At 71.9% G+C, this 19,298-nt stretch carries 17 protein-coding genes; 10 read left to right on the forward strand and 7 right to left on the reverse strand.

Translation table 11 applies throughout. The features are described from left to right. Positions 1 to 25: 25 nt before the first annotated feature. A complete protein-coding gene (locus tag R2B67_RS21615) occupies positions 26 to 3,415 on the reverse strand; it encodes a S41 family peptidase (RefSeq protein WP_317820339.1) in 3,390 nt (1,129 codons plus the stop codon). A gap of 171 nt (positions 3,416 to 3,586) precedes the next feature. On the opposite strand from R2B67_RS21615, the gene R2B67_RS21620 reads away from it, so the two are divergent. Then, positions 3,587 to 4,159 (forward strand): TetR/AcrR family transcriptional regulator, encoded by a 573-nt coding sequence (locus R2B67_RS21620; protein WP_109165220.1) that lies wholly within the window; start codon positions 3,587 to 3,589, stop codon positions 4,157 to 4,159. Between the two features lie 120 nt (positions 4,160 to 4,279). Continuing rightward, positions 4,280 to 6,505: an MMPL family transporter gene (locus R2B67_RS21625; protein WP_317820342.1), complete on the forward strand. Its 2,226-nt coding sequence runs from the start codon at positions 4,280 to 4,282 to the stop codon at positions 6,503 to 6,505. 225 nt (positions 6,506 to 6,730) lie between these two features. Here R2B67_RS21625 and R2B67_RS21630 read toward each other — a convergent pair whose 3' ends face one another. Genes R2B67_RS21630 through R2B67_RS21640 form a run of 3 tightly spaced genes read right to left on the reverse strand, consistent with a single transcriptional unit; the run spans position 6,731 to position 9,170 of the window. After that, the gene (locus R2B67_RS21630) at positions 6,731 to 7,522 is read right to left on the reverse strand and encodes an ABC transporter permease (protein WP_317820344.1); all 792 of its coding nucleotides are present in this window, start codon (positions 7,520 to 7,522) and stop codon (positions 6,731 to 6,733) included. Continuing rightward, entirely contained in the window at positions 7,519 to 8,478 is a 960-nt protein-coding gene (locus tag R2B67_RS21635; RefSeq protein WP_317820345.1) for an ATP-binding cassette domain-containing protein, read from the reverse strand. The genes R2B67_RS21630 and R2B67_RS21635 overlap by 4 nt, the downstream gene beginning before the upstream one ends. A gap of 26 nt (positions 8,479 to 8,504) precedes the next feature. Continuing rightward, on the reverse strand, positions 8,505 to 9,170 hold the full coding sequence (locus R2B67_RS21640) for a DUF4097 family beta strand repeat-containing protein (protein ID WP_164240386.1): 666 nt from the start codon (positions 9,168 to 9,170) through the stop codon (positions 8,505 to 8,507). Between the two features lie 238 nt (positions 9,171 to 9,408). On the opposite strand from R2B67_RS21640, the gene R2B67_RS21645 reads away from it, so the two are divergent. After that, positions 9,409 to 10,194: a GbsR/MarR family transcriptional regulator gene (locus R2B67_RS21645; RefSeq protein ID WP_109978160.1), complete on the forward strand. Its 786-nt coding sequence runs from the start codon at positions 9,409 to 9,411 to the stop codon at positions 10,192 to 10,194. Positions 10,195 to 10,237: 43 nt separating this feature from the next. Here the strand turns inward: R2B67_RS21645 and R2B67_RS21650 are convergent, their stop codons facing one another. After that, on the reverse strand, positions 10,238 to 10,684 hold the full coding sequence (locus tag R2B67_RS21650) for an SsgA family sporulation/cell division regulator (protein WP_109978159.1): 447 nt from the start codon (positions 10,682 to 10,684) through the stop codon (positions 10,238 to 10,240). Between the two features lie 262 nt (positions 10,685 to 10,946). Here R2B67_RS21650 and R2B67_RS21655 point away from each other — a divergent pair, with 262 nt between their 5' ends. The 7 genes from R2B67_RS21655 to hemC all read left to right on the forward strand — a co-directional run bounded on the left by R2B67_RS21655 (position 10,947) and on the right by hemC (position 17,345). Beyond that, on the forward strand, positions 10,947 to 12,008 hold the full coding sequence (locus tag R2B67_RS21655; RefSeq protein WP_317820347.1) for an energy-coupling factor ABC transporter permease: 1,062 nt from the start codon (positions 10,947 to 10,949) through the stop codon (positions 12,006 to 12,008). An 87-nt stretch (positions 12,009 to 12,095) separates the two neighbouring features. Next, positions 12,096 to 12,857, forward strand: a complete 762-nt coding sequence (gene cbiQ / locus R2B67_RS21660; protein WP_317820349.1) for a cobalt ECF transporter T component CbiQ — start codon at positions 12,096 to 12,098, stop codon at positions 12,855 to 12,857. Continuing rightward, positions 12,845 to 13,636, forward strand: a complete 792-nt coding sequence (locus R2B67_RS21665; RefSeq protein WP_317820351.1) for an energy-coupling factor ABC transporter ATP-binding protein — start codon at positions 12,845 to 12,847, stop codon at positions 13,634 to 13,636. The genes cbiQ and R2B67_RS21665 overlap by 13 nt, the downstream gene beginning before the upstream one ends. Positions 13,637 to 13,826: 190 nt before the next feature. Then, positions 13,827 to 14,993 carry a serine hydrolase domain-containing protein gene (locus tag R2B67_RS21670; RefSeq protein WP_317824930.1) on the forward strand — a complete coding sequence of 389 codons (1,167 nt, stop codon included), beginning with the start codon at positions 13,827 to 13,829 and terminating at the stop codon, positions 14,991 to 14,993. Then, positions 14,990 to 15,775 (forward strand): SDR family NAD(P)-dependent oxidoreductase, encoded by a 786-nt coding sequence (locus R2B67_RS21675; protein WP_317820353.1) that lies wholly within the window; start codon positions 14,990 to 14,992, stop codon positions 15,773 to 15,775. Before R2B67_RS21670 ends, R2B67_RS21675 begins: the two co-directional genes overlap by 4 nt. Before the next feature lie 67 nt (positions 15,776 to 15,842). Next, positions 15,843 to 16,331, forward strand: a complete 489-nt coding sequence (locus R2B67_RS21680; protein ID WP_317820355.1) for a GNAT family N-acetyltransferase — start codon at positions 15,843 to 15,845, stop codon at positions 16,329 to 16,331. 81 nt (positions 16,332 to 16,412) lie between these two features. Beyond that, positions 16,413 to 17,345 (forward strand): hydroxymethylbilane synthase, encoded by a 933-nt coding sequence (gene hemC / locus R2B67_RS21685; RefSeq protein ID WP_317820357.1) that lies wholly within the window; start codon positions 16,413 to 16,415, stop codon positions 17,343 to 17,345. Positions 17,346 to 17,360: 15 nt separating this feature from the next. On the opposite strand, the gene R2B67_RS21690 is transcribed toward hemC, so the two are convergent. Then, on the reverse strand, positions 17,361 to 17,843 hold the full coding sequence (locus R2B67_RS21690; RefSeq protein ID WP_317820358.1) for a GNAT family N-acetyltransferase: 483 nt from the start codon (positions 17,841 to 17,843) through the stop codon (positions 17,361 to 17,363). A 256-nt stretch (positions 17,844 to 18,099) separates the two neighbouring features. Further along, positions 18,100 to 19,146: a hypothetical protein gene (locus R2B67_RS21695; RefSeq protein ID WP_317820359.1), complete on the reverse strand. Its 1,047-nt coding sequence runs from the start codon at positions 19,144 to 19,146 to the stop codon at positions 18,100 to 18,102. Positions 19,147 to 19,298: the final 152 nt, after the last annotated feature.

A 19,298-nucleotide genomic window follows, 5' to 3' on the forward strand; every position in this document is an offset into this window, starting at 1 on the left:
GGAGCGGGGCCCGTGGCCCCCGGCCTCACCCGCTCCTGGGCGGCAGCGGCGGCCTTCGCAGATCCGGGGCCGTGTCGTACGAGGGTGGGGTCGAGGCCGGGTGGGCGGCCAGGAGGTCCAGGGCGAGGCGGACCGCGTCGTCGAGGACCGCGTACCGGCCCTCCGCCCAGTCCAGCGGGGTGCGCAGCGCCTTCACGTCCGGTTCCACGCCGTGGTTCTCCACCGACCAGCCGTACGCGTCGAACCAGGCCGCGTTCATCGGCACCGTGATCGACGTGCCGTCGCCGAGCCGGTGGCGGCCGGTCATGCCGACCACCCCGCCCCAGGTCCGCTGGCCCACCACCGGGCCGAGCTTCAGCAGCCGGAACGCGGCGGTGATCATGTCGCCGTCGGAGGAGGTCGCCTCGTCGGCGAGGGCCACGACCGGGCCGCGTGGGGCGTTGGAGGCGTAGCTCACCGCCTGGGCGTTGCGGGTCAGGTCCCAGCCGAGGATCTTGCGGGTGAGCTTCTCCACCACCAGCTCGCTGATGTGGCCGCCCGCGTTGCCCCGTACGTCCACGATCAGCGCGGGGCGGGAGACCTCCAGGCGCAGGTCCCGGTTGAACTGGGCCCAGCCGGAGCCGCCCAGGTCCGGGATGTGCAGATAGCCGCACTTGCCGCCGCTCAACTCCCGTACGACCTCACGCCGTTTGGCCACCCAGTCCTGGTAGCGCAGCGGGCGCTCGTCCACCAGGGGCAGGATCGCCACCCGGCGCGACGGGCCGCCGCCCGCCGGGGTGAACGTCAGCTCCACCGTCGTCCCGCCCGCCGCCGTCAGCAGCGGGAACGGGCCCGTCACCGGGTCCACCGGGCGGCCGTCCACGTGGGTGAGGACCGCGCCCTCGCGGATGCCCGTACCGGCCAGCGGGGAGCGGGCCTTGGAGTCGGAGGAGTCGCCGGGCAGGATGCGCTGGACCACCCAAGCCCCTTCGCGGCAGACCAGGTTGGCGCCGAGCAGGCCGATCGCGCGCTGGTAGTGCGGCGGGCCCTCGTTGCGGCGGGCGGGGGAGACGTACGCGTGCGAGGTGCCCAGCTCGCCCAGCACCTCGCGCAGCAGATCCGCGAACTCGTCGGGGGAGGCGACCCGTTCGATCAGTGGGCGGTACTGGTCCAGGACGCCGTCCCAGTCGATGCCGCACATGTCCGGCTCCCAGAAGTAGGAGCGGATGATCCGGCCCGCCTCCTCGTACGCCTGCCGCCACTCCGCCCCCGGGTCCACCTCGTGCAGGATACGGCGCAGGTCCAGGTAGACCGTCGAGTCGCTGTCGCCCGGTTCCGTGGCCGGTACGGCGCGCAGCTCGCCGTCGTCCATCACGACCAGGCGCGAGCAGTCGCCGCTGACCGCGAACCAGTCGAGGTGGTCGACCAGTTCGGTCTTGCGCGCCTTCGCGATGTTGAAGTGCTCCAGGGTGGGGCGGCCCGACATGTCGGCCGGGTTCGCGAACGTCTCGCCCAGCGCCCCCGAGATCGGCCAGCGCAGCCAGACCAGGCCGCCGCCGCTCACCGGGTGCAGCGCCGAGTACTTGGAGGCGGAGACCGGGAACGGCGTCACCCGGCTCTCCAGGCCCTCGAACTCGACCATGACCGTGGAGCCTTCACCCGTGCTCCCCGCTTCCGGAACGTCTATCGGGTCCAGGCCGCCCGCCGCCGGGCGGCCGTCCGGGGAGAGCGCGAAGGGGGACGGGGTCGCGGAGGAGAGCGGGACCAGGTAGGGGCGGCAGCCGAGCGGGAAGGAGAGGTCGCCGGTGTGGACGTCGTACACCGGGTCGAAGCCCCGCCAGGACAGGAACGCGAGGTAGCGGCCGTCCTCCGTGAAGACCGGGTTCTCGTCCTCGAAGCGGCCGTTGGTGACGTCCACGATCACCGGGGCGCCCGGGCCGGAGATCCGGGCCAGCTTGATCTGCCGCAGCGAGCGGCCGATGCCCGGGTGCGACCAGGTCAGCCAGTCGCCGTCGGGCGAGAAGGCCAGGTCGCGGACGGGCCCGTTGACCGAGCGGATCAGCTCGGTGAGGCCGGGGTGCTCGTCGACCGGGGCCGCGCTGTCCAGGCGGGCCGCGCCCGTCGCCGCGTAGAGGTCGGCGCGGGTGGAGCCGCTGGGCGCCCGCTCCGGTACGTCGGCGGCCTCCGGCTCTCCCGTGTCCAGGAGCAGCAGCCGGCCGTCGTTCGAGGCGATGGCGAGGCGTTCGCCGTCCGGGTCGGAGATCATCTCCTGTACCCGGCCCAGCTGCCCCGAGGCCAGCCGGCGCGGGGCCCGGTCGCCGCTGGCGCGCGGCAGGTAGGCGATCTCCACTGCGTCCTCGCCGTCCGCGTCGGTGACGTACGCGACCTGCCCCCCGCTGCCCAGCATCTCCGGCAGTCGCACCCGCACCCCCGGGGTGTCGCTGATGGTGCGGGCGGGGCCGTCGCGGTGGGTGAGCCAGTAGAGGCTGCCGCGTACGGTGACGGCACTGGCCCGGCCCGTCTCGTCGACCGAGAGCGAGTCGACGTTGCTGGCGGCGGGCACCTGGTGGCGGCGCCGCCCGGTGCGCGGCCCGCCGAGCCGTACCTCCAGCTTGCGCGGGGTGGCGTCCGGCGACTCCAGGTCCTCCACCAGCCAGAGGTCACCGGCGCACTGGTAGATCACCCGGTGGCCGTCGCTCGCGGCGTTGCGGGCGTAGAAGGCGTCGTGGTCGGTGTGGCGGCGCAGATCGGTGCCGTCGGTCCGGCAGGAGTAGAGGTTGCCGACGCCCTCGTGGTCGGAGAGGAAGGCGATGCGCCGGCCGACGAACATCGGCGAGGCGAGGTGGCCGTCGATGTCCGGCAGCAGCCGCTCCCCGTGCAGCCAGAGGCGGCCCATGGCCCCGCCCCGGTAGCGCTTCCAGGCGGCCGGTTCGTGCGGGGGCGTGCCGGTGAGGAGCAGCGTGCGGCGCTCGCCGTCGAGGTCGGCGACCGCGATGTCGGAGACCGGGCCCCAGGGGAGCCGGCCGCCGGGGCTGCCGTCGGTGGGGACGCTGTAGGCCCAGGAGAAGTACGAGAACGGCTGGTTGTGCGAGGAGACGGCGAGGATGTGGGTGGAGTCGGCCGGGTCGGGCGTCCAGCCGCAGACCCGGGCGTCGGTCGAGCCCCAGTAGGTGAGCCGGCGGGCCGGGCCGCCGTCGACCGGGGCGAGGTGGATCTCGGGATCGAGCGTGCGCCAGGTCGTGTAGGCGATGGAGGTGCCGTCGGGCGAGAAGCGGGGATGGCTGACCCGGGTCCGGTCGACGGTCACCCGCCAGGCCCGTCCCGGCCGGTGCCCGGCATCGGCGAGGGGCGCGACCCAGAGGTCGTCCTCGGCCGCGAAGCAGAGCATGTCCTGGTGGAGGTGCGGGAACCGGAGATACGCGACGTCGTCACTCACCCCCCAATGCTTTCCGCGCGGGAGGCCCGAGGCAACTTGTGGTGCAGCCCACAAGCGAAACGATTTCGTTTCGCTGGGTGGGCGGGGTACGGTTCAGGTGTACGAAACGGTTTCGTTCGATGGTGAACGGGACAAGGGACCGGTGGACAGGCATACCGAGGAGGTCGGCACATGGCACGCACCAGGCTGACCCCCGAGCGTGAGGGCGAGCTCTACGAGGCCGTTCTCGACCTGCTCCGTGAGGTCGGCTACGACGCCCTGACCATGGATGCCGTCGCCGCCCGTACCCGGTCGAGCAAGGCCACTCTCTACCGCCAGTGGGGCTCCAAGCCCGAGCTGGTCGCGAAGGCGCTCCGGCACAACAAGCCGGGCGACCTCGCGGACATCGACACCGGCTCGCTGCGCGGGGACTTCCACGCCGTGCTGAGCCGGACCGACGACTGCCAGATGGAGAAGGACGCCGCACTGATGCGGGGTCTGAGCCATGCCGTCCACGAGTACCCCGAGCTGCTCGAAGCCCTGCGCGAGCTCTTGATCGAACCCGAGATGAACGGATTCGACGAGATGCTCCAGCGGGCGGTGGCACGGGGCGAGCTGCGCGCGGACAACCCCGCGCTGAAGTACATCCCGCACATGCTGGTCGGCGCGCTCGCCGCCCGGCAGCTGATCGAGGACCGACCGGTCGACCGGGCGTTCCTCGTGGATTACGTGGACTCCGTGGTTCTCCCCGCCCTCGGTGTCTGACGTCCCCGACCCGCCCGCACGGCCCTCTCCCCGACGCTCCACCTGACACGCCGCTCTCGTCGTCGGGCTGGTTCCTCACGCCCATATCCACTCACACGACCTGACCGGGAGTACGCCCCCGTGGCCACTTTCCTCTACAAGCTCGGACGGCTCACCTTCCGCCGCCGCCGCTATGTCGCCCTGATCTGGGTGGCACTGCTGGCGCTCGCCGGATTCGGTGCCGCCTCCGCGTCCACCGCCGCCTCCAGTTCCTTCTCCATCCCCGGTACGGAGGCGCAGCGCGCCTTCGACCTGCTGGAACAGCGCTTCCCCGGCTCCAACGCCGACGGGGCCACCGCCCGGGTCGTCTTCAAGGCGCCCGAGGGCGAGAAGGTGAACGACGCCGAGAACAAGGGCGAGATCACCGGCATCGTCAAGGAACTCCAGTCCGGCTCCGACCAGGTGGCGGGTGTCGCCGACCCGTTCGAGGCGCAGGCCGTGAGCGAGGACGGTTCGACGGCGTACATCTCGGTCTCCTACAAGGTCAACTCCATGGAGCTGACCGATGAGACCCGGGACTCACTGGAAGGCGCGGGCAAGGACGCGCAGAGCAGCGGCATGAAGGTGGAGATCGGCGGTGACGCCCTCCAGGTCATGCCGCACACCGGGACCGCCGAGATCATCGGTGTGGCCATCGCCGCCGTCGTCCTGGTCATCACCTTCGGTTCGCTGATCGCCGCCGGGCTGCCGCTGGTGACCGCGCTGGTCGGGGTCGGTATCGGCGTCTCCACGATCACCGCGCTGGCCAGTGTGATGGACCTGGGCTCCACCACCTCGATCCTCGCCATGATGATCGGCCTCGCGGTCGGCATCGACTACGCCCTCTTCATCGTCTCCCGCTACCGCGCCGAGCTGGCCGAGGGCCGGGAGCGCGAGGAAGCCGCCGGGCGGGCGGTCGGCACGGCCGGATCCGCCGTCGTCTTCGCGGGCCTGACCGTGGTCATCGCGCTGGCCGGCCTGGCCGTCGTCAACATCCCGATGCTGACCAAGATGGGTCTCGCCGCCGCAGGCACGGTCTCCATCGCCGTCCTCATCGCGCTCACCCTCGTCCCGGCGGCCCTCGGCTTCGCGGGCAAGCGGATCATGGGCCGCAAGGCGCGCAAGGCCGCCGAGGCGGAGAACCGCCCCGAGGCCAAGCCGAACATGGGCACCCGCTGGGCGCGGTTCGTGCTGCGCAAGCCGGTCTGGGTGATGCTCGTCGGCGTCCTCGGCCTCGGTATCGTCGCCGTCCCGGCCGCCTCGTTGGAGATGGGTCTGCCCGACGACGGCGCCCAGCCGAAGTCGACCACGCAGCGCCAGGCGTACGACACGCTCTCCGACGGCTTCGGCCCCGGGTTCAACGGCCCGTTGCTGGTCGTGGTGGACGCCACGAACAGCTCCGACCCCAAGGCCGCGGCCGACCAGGTCGCCAAGAAGGTCGAGTCCCTCGGCGTCGCGGCCGTCGTCCCGCCCGCCTTCAACAAGGCCGGTGACGCCGCGACGATCACGGTCATCCCGAAGGACCGGCCGTCCTCGCACGCCACGGAGGAGGTCGTCCACGACATCCGTGACGCGGGCAAGGACATCAAGGCGGACACCGGGGCCGAGGTCCTGGTCACCGGCGCCACCGCGATGAACATCGACTTCTCGCAGAAGATGAACGACGCGCTGCTGCCCTACCTGGCGCTCGTCGTCGGCCTCGCGTTCCTGCTGCTGATGCTCGTCTTCCGCTCGATCCTCGTCCCCCTGAAGGCGGCCCTCGGCTTCCTGCTCTCGGTGGTCGCGGCTCTCGGCGCGGTCGTCGCGGTCTTCCAGTGGGGCTGGCTCGGCTCGCTCTTCGGCGTCGAGCAGACCGGTCCGATCATGAGCATGATGCCGATCTTCATGGTCGGTGTGGTCTTCGGTCTCGCGATGGACTACGAGGTCTTCCTCGTCACCCGGATGCGCGAGGCGTACGTCCACGGCGAGAGCCCCGGCCAGGCCATCGTGACCGGCTTCAAGCACGGAGCCCGGGTGGTCACGGCAGCGGCCGTGATCATGATGGCGGTCTTCGCCGGCTTCATCGGCTCCAGCGAGCAGATGATCAAGATGATCGGCTTCTCGCTCGCCATAGCCGTTCTGTTCGACGCGTTCGTGGTGCGGATGGCGATCGTGCCGGCGGTCCTGGCCCTGCTGGGCCGGAAGGCCTGGTGGCTGCCGCGCTGGCTGGACCGGGCGCTGCCCAACGTGGACGTGGAGGGCGAGAAGCTGCAGAAGCAGCTGACGGACGAGCCCGCCGACGCCGAGGGCGGCGGTGACGGCGGCGAGCGCGAGCTCGTACGCGTCTGAGCCGCGCCGGCTGTCTGTACGGGGACTCCGCGGAGCCGTTCGAGTCCCCCCTGAACCCCGGGGCCGCGTCTGAGCGGAGCGCGGCCCCGGAAGCGCCGGTTACCTGTGGGGACGGGGGACCGGGGCACACAGAAGGCCCCCGTGCGATGAGCGCGGGGGCCTTCTTGCTGCGGGCGATCAGGTGGGGGCTGTGTCGGCGCCGCCCGGCGATCAGCCCCCCCGCGATCAGCGCGCCGCCGGGTCGCGGCGGAAGAGCGAGCGCGACCACAGGTAGCCGAGCACGGCCAGCGCCAGGCTCCAGCCGACGGCGAGCCAGCCGTTGTGGCCGATCCCGGTGCCGAGCAGCAGGCCGCGTACGGTCTCGATGACCGGGGTGAAGGGTTGGTACTCGGCGATCGGCCGGAACCAGCCCGGCATGGTGTCCGCCGGGATGAAGGCGCTGGAGATGAGCGGCAGCAGGATCAGCGGCTGGGCGCTGTTGGCGGCGGCCTCCGCGTTCGGGCTGGCCATGCCCATCCCGACCGCGATCCAGGTGAGCGCCAGGGCGAACAGGGTGATCAGTCCGAAGGCGGCCAGCCACTCCAGGGCGGTGGCGTCCACGGACCGGAAGCCGATGGCCACGGCCACGCCGCCGACGACGACGAGGCTGGTCAGGATCTGTAGCACGCTGCCGACGACATGCCCGATGACCACGGAGCCGCGGTGGATCGCCATGGTGCGGAAGCGGGCGATGATGCCCTCGGTCATATCGGTGGAGACGGACACCGCCGCCCCGATCACTGTGGAGCCGATGGTCACCATCAAGATGCCCGGGACGATGTAGGCGATGTAGTCGGAGCGGTCCCCGCCCCCTATGCCCGCGCTCATCACGTCGCCGAAGATGTAGACGAAGAGCAGCAGGAGCATGACCGGCGTGAGGAGCAGGTTGAGGGTGAGGGACGGATAGCGCCGGGCGTGGAGGAGGTTGCGCCGCAGCATGGTGGTGGTGTCGCGGACGGCGAGGGGGAGGGCGCTCATCGGACGTTCTCCTTGGGCTGGTTCGGGATGTCGGGGCTGGTCAGGGCGAAGAACACGTCGTCCAGGTCCGGGGTGTGCACGGTGAGTTCGTCCGCCTGGACGCCGGCGGAGTCCAGCCGGTCCAGGACGGCGCGGAGTTCGCGCTGGCTGCCGTCGCTGGGGATCCGCAGAGTGAGGGCCCCGTCGTCCGGGGCGGTTCCGCGCAGCGCGACGGCAGCGCTCCGGTAGGTGTCCGGATCGGTGAAGCGGAGCCGGACGTGACCGCCGGGGACGAGCCGCTTGAGCTCCTCGGCGCTCCCCTCGGCGGCGATCCTCCCGCCGTTCAGTACCGCGATGCGGTCGGCGAGCTGGTCGGCTTCCTCCAGGTACTGGGTGGTGAGGAAGACGGTGGTGCCGCCGGAGACCAGCCCGCGGATGATCTGCCACATCGTGTGGCGGCTGCGGGGGTCGAGGCCGGTGGTGGGTTCGTCGAGGAAGATGATCCGCGGCCTGCCGACGAGAGTCATGGCGATGTCCAGGCGGCGCTTCATGCCGCCGGAGTAGGTGGAGGCGGGCTTCTTCGCGGCGTCCACCAGGTCGAAGCGCTCCAGCAGTTCGGCGGCGACCCGCCGCCCCTCGGGCCGGGGCAGGTGGTGCAGGTCGGCCATGAGGAGCATGTTCTCCTCGCCGGTGATCAGCCCGTCGACGGCGGAGAACTGGCCGGTGACACCGATCGCGGCGCGGACGTCCTGCGGGTCGGTGGCCAGGTCGTGGCCCCCGACCCGGATCGCGCCGGAGCCCGGGTCGGGGGAGACGAGGGTGGAGAGGATCTGCACGGCGGTGGTCTTGCCCGCGCCGTTCGGGCCGAGCAGGGCGAACACCGTACCTGCCGGGACGGTCAGGTCGATGCCGTCCAGGACGGTCTTCTCGCCGTAGGACTTCCGCAGCCCGGTCGCCGCGATGGCCGGATGAGTCATGGTCGCTTCTCCTTGGTGGGTACGGGTCAGAGGCTGCGTGCGGTGATGTCGCCGTGGGAGGTGGTGGCGCGGATGTCGAGTCCGGCGATGCCGTCGTTTCGGAGGGCGTTGCTGACGCGGCCGGCACCGGTCCCGGCGTCCAGGGCGGCCGAGACGCCGGCCGCGGCGGCGATCGAGATGTCGCCGGACTGCGTGCGGAGCGCGACCGTGCCGCGCACGGCCTCGGCGATCCGGATGTCCCCCCGCGTGGTGGTGATCTCCGAGGGGCCCTCCAGACGGCCGATCTCGACGTCGCCGTCGACCGCGGTGAGGCGGACGCCGGCCGCCTCGTCGATCTTGATCCGGCGGTAGGCACCGTCGAAGGCCACCGCGCCGAGGCGCCCGACGCCGCGGAGTTCGGCGGCTTCCGCATGTGCCTCCACGTGGGAGCCGACGGGCAGTTGGACGGTCACCTCGACCGAGCCGGAGTGCCCGAGGAGCCGCTTCTCGGGGGCCTTCGCGGTGACGCGCAGGACGCCCTCGCCGAAGGCGACCTCGACCCGCTCCGCCGCCTTCACGTCCCGGCTCCTGGACGCGTCGGTGGGGCGGACCTCGACCGTGGCGTCGGACCGGTCGGCGGCGATGAGCTGGATGCGCCCGACGGGGATGTCGAGGACGGTGGTGATCGGGGCGGTGGTGGGGAACTTTCGCATCGCGCTCTCCTGGGGCTCGTCGTTTCCGATGGGAGAAAAGCTACGTTGCGTTTATTGATTGCTCAACACGATAGTTGCGATGTAGATGCATTCTTGCAGCTCAAAGCGTCAATTTCGTTGCAATGTCGCTCTCGATTAATGCAACGAACCCGCGCGCTTCGTTGCAATGATGTGAAGGTGAACGCTATAGTCGGGGTTTCGCGACCATGAGGGACGCGACCACGAAGGAGGAGGTCCGATGCCGGGAGGCAGGCTCACTCAGCAGGAACGGCAGCAGATCGCGCTGGGGTTGGCCGACGGTCTCGCCTACGCGGAGATCGCCAGGCGGCTGGATCGTCCCACCTCGACCGTCACGCGTGAGGTGATGCGCAACGGCGGCCCCACCGCCTACCGCGCCGAGCTGGCCCACCGCGCCACCGAGCGCCGCGCGCACCGGCGGAAGCGGGCCGCGCCCCGGGAGTCGCAGGTGCCGGTCCAGCCGTACGGGCGCGATGCCGATGCCGTACGCGAGTTCGAGGAGGTGTTCGCCACGGCCATGATGGAGTCGGGCATGCCGTTGATGATGGCGCGGGTGCTGGCCTGCCTCACCCTCACCGACTCCGGCAGCCTCACCGCTCAGGAGCTCGCGAGGCGCCTCCAGGTCAGCCCGGCGTCCGTCTCCAAGGCGGTCGCGTTCCTCGACAGCCAGGGCATGGTCCGCCGGGAGCGCGACGAACGCCGCCGCGAGCGCTACACCGTCGACGACGAGATCTGGTACCGGTCGATGATGGTCGGCATCCAGACCACGGCCCAGGTCGTCGAGACCGCGCGGCAGGGTGTCGGCGTGCTCGGCGTCGGCACTCCGGCCGCCGCCCGCCTGGAGGGTGTCGCCCGCTTCCTCGACTTCGTCTCCGAGGCGATGGCCCGCGCCGCGGAGCAGGCGCGCGAGGTCCTCCACACATCCGCGCTGTCGGGGCGTCAGGCGTCATCGGCATCGCGGGAGGAGGCGGAGGGCTCCGCCGGACCGGGACCGGAACGCGGATAGGCGGCCCCGTTCGGGCCGCCCAACCGTACTCCGGGGTCGCCGTTCAGCCGTGGGCCGGCTGGGTGCCCCGCTCCGGGCGGGCGCCCTTCTCCTGGGTGACGCCGTGGTCGGGGCGGGTCGTGCGGGACGGCGGCTGCGGTTCGCGGCTGCCGTTCGGTGGTGCCGCCGCTGTCTGCGTGCGGGCGAGGAAGCGGATCAACGTCCTGATCTCGAACTGGAACACCTCGACCCCGTCCGTCGAGTGCAGCTCCACGATCAGCTGCGTACGGCCGCAGGGCCAGACGCGGACGGCGCCGCGCTCGATCGGGGTGCGCAGACCACGCTCCAGGAGGTCGCGGCCGAACGCCCAGTCGGTGCCGCCGGGCAGGGTGATGTGGACGGTGCGCGGGTCCTCGGTGGCGTCGTAGCGCAGGTCGACGGGGACCGGGCGGGTCAGAGGGCCATCGGTGATGAGCCGGGCGCGTGCATGTTCTTCGATCACAGGGGACATGGGCCGGCTCCTCCTACATGTGTCGTTCTGCCCTCTAATGTCCCATATTTTACGGAAGTGGCACGGTGGGCGTCCGCTCACCGTGACAGGAGGTGAAGCTCAGGGCCTCGCCGACGGTGGGTGCGACGCAGCTGCCGGGCGCCAGCTCTTGCATATGGTTCGCAGGAGAGCACTATTATTGATGGGTTCATGACCCCGCCCGCAGAGCCGCGTCCACGCGGACGCGGACACCGTGCGGAACCGCAGGAAGCGGAGCCTCCCCATGCATGTACCCGATGGATTCATCGATGCACCTGTCTCCGTCGCCGCCGGGGTGTTCGCCGCCGGTGCGGTCGCCGTCAGCCTGCGCGGCGCGCGCCGCGAACTGGACGAGCGCACCGCGCCGCTCGCCGGTCTGGTGGCCGCGTTCATCTTCGCCGTACAGATGCTGAACTTCCCGGTGGCCGCCGGTACCAGCGGCCATCTGATGGGAGGGGCGCTGGCCGCGATCCTTGTCGGCCCCTATACGGCGGTGCTCTGCCTGGCGGTGGTGCTGCTGATGCAGGGCATCTTCTTCGCGGACGGCGGCCTCACCGCGCTCGGCGTGAACATCACCGTCATGGGCGTGGTCACCGTCGTCGTCGCGTACGGCCTGTTCCGGCTGCTCACCGGCCTCCTGCCGCGTACGCGCCGGTCCGCGACCGCCTCGGCGTTCGTCGCGGCCCTGGTCTCCGTACCCGCGTCGGCCGCCGCGTTCACGCTGCTGTACTGGATCGGCGGCACCACCGACATCCCGATCGGCAAGGTGTTCACGGCCATGGTCGGCGTGCACGTCCTGATCGGGATCGGTGAGGCGGTGATCACCGCGCTGACCGTCGGCGCCGTCCTCGCCGTCCGCCCCGACCTCGTCCACGGCGTCCAGGGCCTGGCCGCACCGCTCAAGCTCCGGGTCGACGGCGAACTGGTCGACGCCCCGGCCGCCACCCGCGAGCCCGAGCCCGCCGCCGCGCACCGGTCCACCCGCGGGTTCTGGATCACCGGCCTGGTCTCGGCCTTCCTCCTCGCCGGGTTCGTCTCCTTCTACGCCTCCGCCAGCCCGGACGGCCTGGAGCGGGTCGCCGCCGACCAGGGCATCGACGAGAAGGTGGAGGAGCACGGCGCGGCCGACTCCCCGCTCGCCGACTACGGGGTCGGCGACATCGCCAACGCCCGGCTCTCCGGCGGCCTCGCCGGGGTGATCGGCGTCAGCGCCACGGTGGTCGTGGGCACGGGCGTCTTCTGGGTGGTGCGCCGGCGCAAGGAGGAGTCCGCCGAGAAGACCTCCCGCGACCACGAGAGCGTCTGACCGGGCGATGGTCCTCCAGGCCGAGCGGTCGGACAGAGGAAAGGTCGGACCACAAACTCCCCGGTCCGACAGGGAAGAGGTCTGACCATGGGAGCGGGCCACGCCCACAAGCTCTACCGGCACGGCCACAGCCCGGTCCACCGGCTGCCGCCGCACTGCAAACTGGCCGCCGTCTTCGGCTTCGTGCTCGTGGTCGTCTCCACCCCGCGCGAGGCGATGTGGGCCTTCGGCCTGTACGCGGCGCTCCTCGCCGCCGTCGCGGCGGTCGCGAAAATCCCGCCCGGCTTCCTGTTGAGGCGCCTGGTCATCGAGGTGCCGTTCGTCGCGTTCGCGCTGCTCATGCCGTTCGTGGGCGCCGGCGAACAGACCACCGTCCTCGGCGTCTCCGTCAGCGTTCCCGGCCTCTGGGGCGCCTGGAACGTGCTGGCCAAGGCCACCCTCGGCGTCGCCGCCTCGGTGCTCCTGGCCTCCACCACCGAGCTGCGCGCCGTCCTGCTGGGCCTCCAACGGCTCAAGCTGCCCCCGCTGCTGGTCCAGATCGCGTCGTTCATGATCCGGTACGGGGACGTCATCACCGACGAGATGCGGCGCATGTCGATCGCCCGCCGCTCCCGGGGGTTCGAGGCGCGCGGCGTACGGCACTGGGGCGTCCTGGCGACCTCGATGGGCGCCCTGTTCATCCGTTCGTACGAGCGTGGCGAGCGCGTCCACCTCGCCATGGTCAGCCGGGGCTACGCGGGCACGATGCCGGTGATCGACGAGGTGACGGCGGACCGGACCCAATGGGCGTACGCGGCGGCCCTCCCCGTACTCGCGCTCGCGGTCTGTCTGCTGGGATGGGCCCTGTGACCCTCTCCCCGAAGGATGCCCGGACCGCCGCCCCGTCGCTCGACGTGAGCGGCCTCGCCTACGCCTACCCCGACGGCCACCAGGCCCTCTTCGGGGTGGACCTCACCGTGGGGCGCGGCGAGCGCGTCGCGGTCCTCGGCCCCAACGGCGCGGGCAAGACCACGCTCGTCCTGCACCTCAACGGCATCCTGGAGGCGGGCTCCGGCACGGTCCACGTCGCCGGGCTCCCGGTGGCCAGGCGGAACCTCGCGGAGATCCGCCGCCGGGTCGGCATCGTCTTCCAGGACCCGGACGACCAGCTGTTCATGCCCACGGTCCGCGAGGACGTCGCGTTCGGCCCGGCCGCGGCGGGGCTGCGCGGCCCCGAGCTGGAGGAGCGGGTCCTGCGGGCGCTGAAGCAGGTGGGGATGGAGGAGTACGTGGGCCGCCCGCCGCACCACCTCTCCTTCGGCCAGCGCCGCCGCGTCGCCGTGGCGACCGTCCTCGCGATGGAGCCGGAGATCCTGGTCCTGGACGAGCCCTCGTCCAACCTGGACCCGGCCTCGCGCCGCGAACTGGCGGACATCCTGCGCTCGTTGGACGTCACGGTGCTGATGGTCACGCACGACCTGCCGTACGCGCTGGAGCTCTGCCCGCGCGCGGTGATCCTCAGCGAGGGCGTGATCGCGGCCGACGGCCGTACGCAGGAGCTCCTCTGCGACGAGGAGTTGATGCGGGCGCACCGCCTGGAGCTGCCGTTCGGCTTCGACCCGAGGTCGGTGACGGTTCCGTCGCCGTGACCGGTCACGTCTCCATTCCCGTGACCGGTGACCGGTGACCGGTGACCGGTGACGGTTCCGTCGCCGTAAACAGCTCGTGACAGTGCGGTGGTGGCGGTGACCCGCTCCCCGGGGACCTTGCCGGGCCGTGCACCATGGGGGGATGAGCGAGGGCGTGGGAACGGCGGCGGGTACAGAGGCAGGCGGGGACGTGGACGTACGGGGCACGGTGGCCCCGGGGTTCGAACCGGTCCGGGACGCCTTCGTCCGCAACTTCGAGCAGCGGGGCGAGCGCGGCGCGGCCGTCGCCGTCTACCGGGACGGGCGCAAGGTCGTCGACCTGTGGGCCGGTACGAGAGACGTGGACGGCACCGAACCGTGGGCCGTCGACACCGTCCAGATCGTGCGCTCGGCGGGCAAGGGCATCGCCGCCGCCGTCCCCCTTCTCCTCCACCAGCGCGGGCAGGTCGACCTGGACGCCCCGGTCTCCACGTACTGGCCGGAGTTCAAGGCGAACGGCAAGGAACGCGTCCTGGTCCGCGACCTGCTGGCCCACCGCGCCGGGGTCCCGGCCCTGGACCGCGCCCTCACGCCCGCCGAGGCCGCCGACGGGGTCACCGGCCCCGCGGCCGTCGCCGCGCAGCGCCCGGAGTGGGAGCCGGGCACGGACCACGGCTACCACGCCCAGACGTACAGCTGGCTCATCGGCGAACTGGTCCGCCGCGCCACCGGCCGCACCATCGGCCGCTGGATCGCGGAGGAGATCGCGCGCCCGCTCGGCCTGGACTTCTGGTTCGGCCTCCCGCCCGACGAGGCCCACCGCATCGGCCGTATCGGCCCGGTGGAGCCCCCGGCTTCCGCTACGGCCTCCGGCGCCCTGCGCGTACGCCCCAAACGCTCGGTGGTCGAGGCCTACCGCGACCCGGACTCGCTCACCCGCCGGGCCTTCGGCGCGATCGACCCGCTGCCCGACGAGAACGACGCCGCCTACCGTACGGCGGAACTCCCCGCCTCCAACGGCATCGCGACGGCCCGGGGCCTGGCCCACTGCTACGCCGCGATGATCGGCCCGGTCGACGGCCACCGCCGCCTCTTCGCCCCCGCGACCCTCACCCTGGCCCGTACGGAGGAGTCGGCGGGCCCGGACCGGGTCCTGGTCGTCAGCACCCGTTTCGGCCTGGGCTACATGCTGCACGGCCCGGCGGCGCCGCTGCTGGGCCCGGGCTCGTTCGGCCACCCGGGCCGGGGCGGCTCCCTCGGCTTCGCGGACCCCGAATCCGGGATCGCGCTGGGCTACGTCACCAACGGCCTCCAGAAGGGAGTCACCGCGGACCCCCGTGCCCAGGCGCTGGTCAGAGCAGTACGGTCGGCGCTATGACACGACCTCGTTTCGACGGCTACAGCATCCTGATCACCGCCGCCGGCCAGGGCATCGGCGCGGCAACGGCCCACCGCCTGGCGGCGGAAGGCGCCAAGGTCCTCGTCACCGACCTGGACGCCGGGCGCGCCTCCGACACGGCGGCGGCGATACGCGAGGCGGGAGGCACGGCCGACTCCCTGGCCTGCGACGTGGCGGACCGGACGGCGGTGGAGGCGGCGGTTGCGTACGCGGTCGAGACCTTCGGCGGCCTGGACGTCCTGGTCAACAACGCCTACGCGGCGGGCCAGGACGAGCCTCTCTTCGAGGACGAGACGGACGCGACCTGGGAACGCGACCTGGACATCACCCTCTCCGGCCCCTTCCGCTGTGCCCGCGCCGCGCTGCCGCACCTGGTGGCCTCGGGCCGGGGCGCGATCGTCACCATCGGTTCGGTCAACGGCGAGCAGGACTTCGGCGGCCACGCGTACAGCGCCGCGAAGGCGGGCCTGGCGAGCCTGACCCGTACGCTGGCGGGCCACGCGGGCCCGCGCGGCGTACGGGTCAACCTGGTGGCCCCGGGCACGATCCGCACGGCCGCCTGGTCGGGCCGCGACGCCGAGCTGGAACGAGCCGCCGCGCTCTACCCGCTCGGCCGGGTCGGCACCCCGGAGGACATCGCGTCGGCCGTCGCCTTCCTCGCCTCCTCCGACGCGTCGTGGATCACGGGGACGACGCTGCGGGTGGACGGCGGGATCCTCGCGGTGAACACGGGCTTCCGCCAGGCGATGGCGCAGCCGTAAATACCTCGTGGCCAGGGGGACGGAAATCCCCTGGCCCGGCGCGTCACGGGGGACCTACCCTCCCCGCATGATCATCACGTACGACCACACCGACAAGGCGGGCCGCCCCGTCACCCTCCACGCGGTGGACGCGGACAACTGGCGGGCGGTCGCCGACTGCGCCCCGCGCGACGACCAGCGCGACTGGGTCCCGGCCCTGGCCGCCCGCTACCTCGTCCTGACGGCCCGCGAGGACACCTGGAACTCCCTGGCGGTCCTGGCCGGCGACGAGGTGGCCGGCCACATCATGTGGGCGCGGGACGAGGACGCCTCGCACTGGATAGGCGGCATGCTGATCGACGCCGCCCACCAGGGCCGGGGCATCGGCGCAGCCGCCGTACGCACCCTGGCGACGTGGCTGTCGGCCCAGGAGGGCTGCACGGCGGTCCGCCTCTCCTACGCCCCCTCCAACGAGGCCGCCGCCCACCTCTACGCCGCACTCGGCTTCCGCCCGACGGGGGTGGAGGAGGACGGGGAGGTGGTGGCGGAGTGGGGTGGCGCCATGGTAAAAGCCTGATCCAACTTGCCTGGAAGCGCAGCGACATGGGCGCCAGAGGTTCCCGTCGGAACCCGTATCTGACGGGCTATCGTGAACGCCATGTCCGTCGATCTGATCCGCATCGTCTCCCGTGACTCGCCCATGGCGCTCGCCCAGGTGGAGCGCGTCCGCGCCGAACTGGCAGTCCTCCATCCCCGCACCCGTACGGAGGTCGTCCCGGTCAAGACGACGGGCGACAAGTGGATGGGCGACCTCAGCGCGGTGGAGGGCAAGGGCGCGTTCACCAAGGAGGTGGACGCCGCCCTCCTGGCCGGGGAGGCGGACCTGGCGGTGCACTGCGTCAAGGACATCCCGGCGGACAGGCCCCTGCCCGCCGGCACGGCCTTCGCCGCCTTCCTCCGGCGCGACGACATCCGCGACGCACTGATCCACCCCGGCGGCCTGCCCCTCGACGAACTTCCCGCCGGGACCCGTATCGGTACGTCGTCCGTCCGCCGCGCCGCCCAGCTCGCCGCATCGCACCCGCACCTCTTCTGCGTACCGATGCGTGGCAACGCCAACCGCCGCCTTGAGAAGCTCGCCGCAGGTGAGGCCGATGCGCTGCTCCTGGCCGCCTCCGGCCTCGAGCGCATCGGCCGCCCCGACGTGATCACCGAGATCCTGTCGCCCGAGGTGATGTGCCCGCCGATCGGTGCGGGGGTGCTCGCCCTGCAGTGCCGCGAGGGCGACAGCGACCTCATCGACGCCGTGAGCGGGCTCGGCGACCCGGCGGCCCACCGTGAGACGACCGCCGAGCGGATGTTCCTGCATGTGTTGCAGGGGCACTGCAACAGTCCCATCGCCGGGTACGCCCAGGTGGAGCGGAACGGCGACATGTCGCTCCGGGCCAAGGTCTTCACGCCCGACGGCAAGACCGTCCTCAACGCCCATGAATGGGCGGGACCGCTCGACCCGGCCACCCTGGGCACGTCCGTCGCGGTCGCCCTGCTGCGTCAGGGGGCCAGGGAGCTGATCGACGGCATCGCCCACTGACGGTTCGCCCGGCGCCTACCGCTCGCTGCTCAGGATCATCAGCAGCTCGGGATCGGGCACGGGGACGAACCCGACCTTCGCGTACAGCTCATGGGCGTCGACCGTGGCGAGCATCGTCCGCTTGAGCTCGTACGGTGCGAGGTGGTCGCGGACGGCGGTGGCCAGCCGGGCGCCGAGCCCCCGGCCGCGATGCGCGGGTGCCACGTAGACGTCGCAGAGCCAGGCGAAGGTCGCCCGGTCCGTGACGACGCGGGCGTAGGCGACCTGGCCTCCGTCGGGGCCGTAGACGCCGAAGTTGAGCGACCCGCCTATGGACCGCTCGACGGTGTCCCGGCTGCGGCCGAGCGCCCAGAAGGCGTCGGTGGAGAGCCAGTGGTGCACGAGGCCGATGTCGAGGCGGCCGGGGTCGGTGTCGATCTCGTACCCGTCGTCGCTGTTCTCCTGCCCGTTGTCGCCCTCGTCCCGGTTCCTGTCTTCGCTGCGCGTGGTGGTGGTCATGGGCCGGGAGCCTAGGGCTTGTCCGGCGCGACATACGGAGTACCACTCCGCCGAGCTTCATATAACGGCGCCCGGGGAGGCAGTAGCGGCGGTACAGGGCCTGTATCTCGGTGTCGTAGCGGATCACCACCCCATCCTCTGACAAGGCCGAGGACATAGCCCTGGCCGCCGGACGGGAGCGCACCCTCTACCAAGCGGTCAAGGACTTCCGCCTCGCGGCCCGCAGCACGCTCGGCAAGGCCGAGTGACGTCATGCTCAGGCGGCGGCGGCCTGCGCGGGGCTGTGAGCGTTTCGGCAGTCGCGGCAGTGGCCGGGGGTGGGGGCGCGGAAGGCGCGTTCGCAGCCGTCGCAGGTCTGGAACGGGGTCACGGCGATGCGTGGGCGGGCGGGCGCGGCGAGGTCGTCGGCGCCGGGGAGGGGTGGGGGGAGGAGCACGGTGAGGCGGTGTTTGAGGAGTTTGGCGGGGTGGCGGAGGGGCTGGGGCAGGTCGTTGGTGAGGGTGTGGCGGATGGTGTCGGGGTGGGTGTCGCGTTCCAGCCAGGCGGCGACGGCGGGGGCGAGGTGGCGGATGTCGTTCTCGGAGAGGACGAGTTGGTGCGCGTGGCGGCGGAGGTCGCTGAGGAGCGCGGTGGCCGCGCGGTCCAGTTCGGCGGTGAGCTCGCGGGGCTGGGGGAGGGGCGGGGACGGCTGCCTGGGTGCGGTGGGCGGCGGGACGCGCGCGACGATGGGGGCGTGATCCTGCGGGGCGGGCGCTTCGGGGGCATGATCCTGCGGGGCAGGCGCTTCGGGTGCCTGCTCCTGCTGTACGTCGGGGAGTGCGGGTGCCTGCGGTGCCGCCGCCGCCTCCGGTGCGGGGGGCTCGGGGGCGGGCTCCTGGACCGGTGGCGGGGTCTGCGGTGGGGCGGGACGCTGGGCCACAACCCGGGCGCGTAGCAGAGCCGTTGGCTGGTTGCAGAAGACCGTGCGGGTGACGATGCGGCCGTTCGGCAGGTTGGTCACGGCTCGTCGCAGGTAGCCGTGGGCTTCCAGTTCGCGCAGGGCGGCGGCGATGAGCTTCTCGCCCTCCGGGAAGCGGGCGGCGAGCGCCTTGATGCCGATCTCGGTGCCTTGGGGGAGCGACTGGATGCGGACGGCGAGGCCCACGGCGACCGTGCTCAGGCCGGCGTGCTGGGCGAGGTGGTTGCCGACGACGGTGAACCGGTCGGTGTGCGGGATCACGATGTGGATCACGCCTCGGACCGGGAGAGGGCCGGGAAGCTCTGTCAGGGCGCGTGTGAGCGCAGTATTCTGCGAGGTATCCATCGGGAAGGTTGCTTCTTCCTTGGTGGTCAGGCCCTCGATCGGGATGTGGAGTCCCGGCCGGGGGCCGACGTATTTCTGATGTCTGAACGTCTGCTGGTGGCGTGAGCATATGCCTGCCAACCGGTGCGAAATCCAGCTCAGTTGGCAAACCT

The sequence above is a fragment of the Streptomyces cyaneofuscatus genome, assembly GCF_033109485.1.
Lineage (GTDB): Bacteria > Actinomycetota > Actinomycetes > Streptomycetales > Streptomycetaceae > Streptomyces > Streptomyces cyaneofuscatus.

Bases quoted from the DNA above. Each gene is read 5' to 3' on its own strand.
- R2B67_RS21620 (WP_109165220.1), top strand. From the start codon at position 3,587: ATGGCACGCACCAGGCTGACCCCCGAGCGTGAGGGCGAGCTCTACGAG.
- R2B67_RS21630 (WP_317820344.1), bottom strand. From the start codon at position 7,522: ATGAGCGCCCTCCCCCTCGCCGTCCGCGACACCACCACCATGCTGCGG.
- R2B67_RS21635 (WP_317820345.1), bottom strand. From the start codon at position 8,478: ATGACTCATCCGGCCATCGCGGCGACCGGGCTGCGGAAGTCCTACGGC.
- R2B67_RS21640 (WP_164240386.1), bottom strand. From the start codon at position 9,170: ATGCGAAAGTTCCCCACCACCGCCCCGATCACCACCGTCCTCGACATC.
- R2B67_RS21645 (WP_109978160.1), top strand. From the start codon at position 9,409: ATGCCGGGAGGCAGGCTCACTCAGCAGGAACGGCAGCAGATCGCGCTG.
- R2B67_RS21650 (WP_109978159.1), bottom strand. From the start codon at position 10,684: ATGTCCCCTGTGATCGAAGAACATGCACGCGCCCGGCTCATCACCGAT.
- R2B67_RS21655 (WP_317820347.1), top strand. From the start codon at position 10,947: ATGCATGTACCCGATGGATTCATCGATGCACCTGTCTCCGTCGCCGCC.
- cbiQ (WP_317820349.1), top strand. From the start codon at position 12,096: ATGGGAGCGGGCCACGCCCACAAGCTCTACCGGCACGGCCACAGCCCG.
- R2B67_RS21665 (WP_317820351.1), top strand. From the start codon at position 12,845: ATGGGCCCTGTGACCCTCTCCCCGAAGGATGCCCGGACCGCCGCCCCG.
- R2B67_RS21675 (WP_317820353.1), top strand. From the start codon at position 14,990: ATGACACGACCTCGTTTCGACGGCTACAGCATCCTGATCACCGCCGCC.
- R2B67_RS21680 (WP_317820355.1), top strand. From the start codon at position 15,843: ATGATCATCACGTACGACCACACCGACAAGGCGGGCCGCCCCGTCACC.
- hemC (WP_317820357.1), top strand. From the start codon at position 16,413: ATGTCCGTCGATCTGATCCGCATCGTCTCCCGTGACTCGCCCATGGCG.
- R2B67_RS21690 (WP_317820358.1), bottom strand. From the start codon at position 17,843: ATGACCACCACCACGCGCAGCGAAGACAGGAACCGGGACGAGGGCGAC.
- R2B67_RS21695 (WP_317820359.1), bottom strand. From the start codon at position 19,146: ATGGATACCTCGCAGAATACTGCGCTCACACGCGCCCTGACAGAGCTT.